The 4,053-nt window shown below is 68.4% G+C and carries 4 protein-coding genes; 3 read left to right on the plus strand and 1 reads right to left on the minus strand.

The genetic code is table 11. The annotated features are described in order from the left end of the window. Nucleotides 1-25 precede the first annotated feature (25 nt). A complete protein-coding gene (locus ACLP25_RS29115) occupies nucleotides 26-1,231 on the minus strand; it encodes an adenylate/guanylate cyclase domain-containing protein (protein ID WP_442472580.1) in 1,206 nt (401 codons plus the stop codon). A 127-nt stretch (nucleotides 1,232-1,358) separates the two neighbouring features. Here ACLP25_RS29115 and ACLP25_RS29120 point away from each other — a divergent pair, with 127 nt between their 5' ends. The 3 genes from ACLP25_RS29120 to ACLP25_RS29130 all read left to right on the plus strand — a co-directional run bounded on the left by ACLP25_RS29120 (nucleotide 1,359) and on the right by ACLP25_RS29130 (nucleotide 3,933). Next, nucleotides 1,359-2,306, plus strand: a complete 948-nt coding sequence (locus tag ACLP25_RS29120) for a 3-hydroxyacyl-CoA dehydrogenase (protein ID WP_442472581.1) — start codon at nucleotides 1,359-1,361, stop codon at nucleotides 2,304-2,306. A gap of 80 nt (nucleotides 2,307-2,386) precedes the next feature. Beyond that, a complete protein-coding gene (locus tag ACLP25_RS29125; protein WP_442472582.1) occupies nucleotides 2,387-3,310 on the plus strand; it encodes a 2-dehydro-3-deoxygalactonokinase in 924 nt (307 codons plus the stop codon). After that, on the plus strand, nucleotides 3,307-3,933 hold the full coding sequence (locus ACLP25_RS29130) for a 2-dehydro-3-deoxy-6-phosphogalactonate aldolase (protein WP_442472583.1): 627 nt from the start codon (nucleotides 3,307-3,309) through the stop codon (nucleotides 3,931-3,933). The genes ACLP25_RS29125 and ACLP25_RS29130 overlap by 4 nt, the downstream gene beginning before the upstream one ends. The last annotated feature ends 120 nt before the right edge of the window (nucleotides 3,934-4,053 follow it).

Here is a 4,053-nt window from a genome sequence, read left to right on the forward strand (position 1 = left end):
AAGCGCCGTACGCGCAGGTTGCCCCTCAGGCGTAGGGGTCGAGCGTGAACAATTCCTGCGGCTTGCCGACTCCGCGCAAGGCGTAGCGGCCCACGGAGACGAAAGGCGGCCGGTCGGACGAGAAGGACTTGGCGAATGCCGAGGAGATCAGGATCGGCTGGTCGACGGAGCGGCACATCGCCGCGATCCGCGACACTTCGTTGACCGCGGGCCCGACGACGGTGAAGTCGAGCCGGTCCTTGCTGCCGATATTGCCGTAGAACACCACGCCGAGATGGAGCCCGAGATACATGTCGGTCGTGGGAAGCCCCTCGGCGCCGCGACGCTCGTTGAGCTCCGCCACCGCCAGTCGCGCCTGCTTGGCGGCCTCGAGCGCCGCGGCGGTGGCGCGGGCGCGGTCCTGGGCGGGAAAGATCGCCAGCACGCCGTCGCCGATGAGCTTGAGCACGTCGCCGGAACGCGCGTGGATCGCCGAGACGATCGCGTCGGCGTAGTCGTTGAGCAGCGGGATGATCTGCCCAGCTTCGGCGTTGTCGGAAATGCGGGTGTAGTCGCGAAGGTCGCTGAACCACAGGACGGTCTTGATGCGTTCCGCGACCCCGCGCTCGATGCGGCCGTGCAGCACCCGCCGCCCGGCGTCGCGGCCGAGATAGGTTTCGACCAGCGTCTCGGCGATGCGGCCGAGCGCGGCGGCCTTGATGGCCAGTCCGAAGTGGGGAACGACGCGAACGAGGGCTTCGACGTCGGCGTCGGAAAAGCCCTCGGGCCGGTCGGTCATCCAGCCTGAATAGAACGAATCCATCTCGCCGATGACGGCGTCGGCGTCGAAGCGGTTGAGCAGCGCCACGTATTCGGTCAGCGACGCCTCGTAGAGATCGTGCAGGATTGGGAATTCGGACGCGGTCTCCGGCCCGATCCGGCGCCGCAACAGGGATTCGCCGTCGTTCAGCATCCGGAACCAGGGGCTGGTCCGCCATCGCTCCGCGGCTTCGCCATCCGTGCTCCGCCCGTAATCGGTAAAGGTCACGTCCGGCTTCTCCCGCTCCCAGCGGAAGGTCCTTCCCTCATACAACGGATGCAGGGTGTCGATGAACGCGACCCCGCGCGCGAGCGGCAGACCGCTCGCTACGGCGCGCTCGCAAAAGCCCTGCAATAGCGTCGTCTCCGAAGCCCCGGCAAGCCCGGCCTCGGCTATCCAGCCGCAAAGCGCGGCGATCTCCGCATCGGTCATGCGCCCGATGATAAGGCTTCGGCGCGTTTCGGCCAAACGGCGATCTCGGATCTCGTACGGCCGTGGCCTCGAAGCCGCGAGCCTGCTACTCCTCATCGCGGCGGGTCGAAGAACCGGAGGAAACGAAGTGAGCAAGATCGCTCTCGTCGGACTGGGACTTGTCGGCCGCGCCTGGGCGGTCAGTTTCGCGCGCGCCGGCCACGAGGTGGCGATCTGGGACGAGCGTCCCGAAGCCATCGACGACGCGCTTCGCTTCGTCAACGGCGTTCTGCCCGACCTCGACGCCAATGATCTCTTGCGCGGCGAACCTCCTCTTTCGGTCCGCGCCCGAATGCGCCGAGCCGGCTCGCTCGAAGAAGCGCTCGACGGCGCGAGCCACGTGCAGGAGAACACCCCCGAGGACCTCGCCGCCAAGCGGCGGGTGTTCGCCGAGCTCGACCGGCTCGCCGATCCCGAAGCGGTGCTGGCGAGCTCCACCTCGGCGATCCTGCCGTCGCTGTTCAGCGAAGGGCTCGCGGGCCGCGGGCGTTGCCTCGTCGCCCATCCGATCAACCCGCCCTATCTCATACCCTCGGTCGAGGTCGTGCCGGCGCCATGGACCGGGCGGGACGCGATCGAGCGCACCGCCGCCTTGCTCGTAAGCGCGGGCCACGCGCCGATTGTAATGACGCGGGAGATTGACGGCTTCGTCGTCAACCGCCTTCAAGGCGCCCTGCTCGAAGAGGCCTTCCGGCTCGTCGCCGACGGCTTTGCCTCCACCGAGGACGTCGACATCGCCATCCGCGAGGGTCTCGCGCTGCGCTGGTCCTTCATGGGACCGTTCGAGACCATCGACCTCAACGCGCCCGGAGGGGTGCGCGACTACGCCGAGCGCTATCAGCGCATCTATGCCGGAATCTTTCCCTCGACCCAGCGACGGATTGACTGGGCGGGCAGCGCAATGGATGGAATCGAAGCGGAGCGCCGACGCCGCCTGCCGGCGGAAAAGCTGGCCGAGCGCGCGGCCTGGCGCGACCGGCGGCTGATGGCGCTCGCCGCCCACAAGAAGCGGGCCCGCGAGGAGATCGGCGAATGACGGAAAGCTTAAGGACGAAGCGGCTTTTCGATCCGAATGTCGACGGCGGATTGCTCGCGGTCAGGTAAGGAGGGGCGACGATGAACGCGCCTGCGCTGATCGGCGTCGACTGGGGATCGTCCAGTTTTCGCGCCTATCTCATGGCGGGCGATGGCGCGGTTCTCGACAGGATCGCGGCGGCCGAGGGCGTCGCCTCGATTTCGCCGAGAGAATTTCCGTCCGCATTCCGTCGGTTGCTCGGCGCTTGGCTCGCTCAGCATCCCGCCCTGCCGGTCCTCGCTTCGGGCATGGTCGGCAGCCGCAACGGCTGGCGCGAGGCCCCTTACGTGAAATGCCCGGCCGATCCGCGCGCGATCGCGCACAATCTGGTCGCGGTCGAGACGGACGGGCGGCGCGTCCTGATCGTTCCCGGCCTCTCGTACGAAGACGAGAACGGCCGGCCCGACGTGATGCGCGGCGAAGAGGTCGAGATTTTGGGGATTGCCGACGCGGGCGCGCGGCTCGTCGTGCTGCCCGGCTCGCATTGCAAATGGGCGGTCGTCGAAGACGGCCGCGTCGCGCGCTTCAAGACCTTCGTGACCGGCGAATTGTTCGCCGCGATCCGCGAACACACGCTGATCGGCGCCTTCGCCCGCGCCGCCGCGCCTGAGCCGCTCGGGCCCCCCTTTGCGCTCGGCGTCCGGCGGGGCGCCTCCGCCGCCCGCGGCGAGGACGGAGACGGGCTGATCGGCGCGCTCTTTTCCGCCCGCAGCCTTCCGCTTACGGGAAAACTCGCCGAAGCTGACGCCGGCGAATATCTTTCTGGCCTCGTCATCGGCGCCGAGATCGCCGAGGCGCGCCGGCTTTTTCCCGACGAAAGGGCGCATATCGCGGGAGCGAATGCGCTCGTTGAGCGTTATCGGACCGCGTTCGCCGCCCTCGGCGAGGTCGCCTCGGCCGCGCCGCCTCGCGCCGCGGCGCGCGGACTGTTCGTCATCGCCCGCCAAGCTGGACTTCTGTCATGATCGCCCTTGCTCCAACGCCTTTGATCGCCATCCTCCGCGGCTTGACGCCGGACGAAGCGGAAGCGATCGCCGCCGCCCTGGTCGAGGCCGGCTTCGGCGGCATCGAGGTTCCGCTGAATTCGCCCGAACCGCTGAAGAGCATCGAGATCATCGCTCGCCGAGTCGGAAAGGCCGCGCTCGTCGGCGCCGGGACCGTGCTCATGCCGGGCGCCGTCGAGGCCGCGGCCGGCGCCGGCGCCGGGCTGATCGTCGCGCCGAACGCGGACCCCGGCGTGATCGAATGCGCGCTGAGGCTCGGCCTCAGCGTTCTGCCGGGCGTGGCGACGCCGACCGAGGCCCTCGCAGCGCTGGGGCTCGGCGCGACGGGCCTGAAGATGTTCCCCGCCGAGGTCCTGCCGCCCGAGGCCGTCAGGGCGTGGCGGTCCGTCCTGCCGAAGGACGCGCCGCTATTTCCCGTCGGCGGGATCACGCCCGACAAACTCGCGCCCTATCGGACGGCCGGCGCCGACGGCTTCGGGATCGGCGGCGCGCTCTACCGGCCAAGCATGACGCCAAAGGCGGTCGAAACGAAAGCGAAGGCTTTTGCCGCGGCGTGGGAACGCAGTTCCTCCGGCTCGCGATAGGCTGCGGAGAATTGCTTCTATCGCCAGGGCCCCGTTTTGCAAGGCACGGGCGATCAAAATCGAGGCTAAGTCGCTAAATGCCCCATAGGCAGATTTCCGTTTGGAATTCTCTAATGTTAC

The sequence above is a fragment of the Roseiarcus sp. genome (assembly GCF_052145395.1).
Taxonomy (GTDB): Bacteria; Pseudomonadota; Alphaproteobacteria; order Rhizobiales; family Beijerinckiaceae; genus Roseiarcus.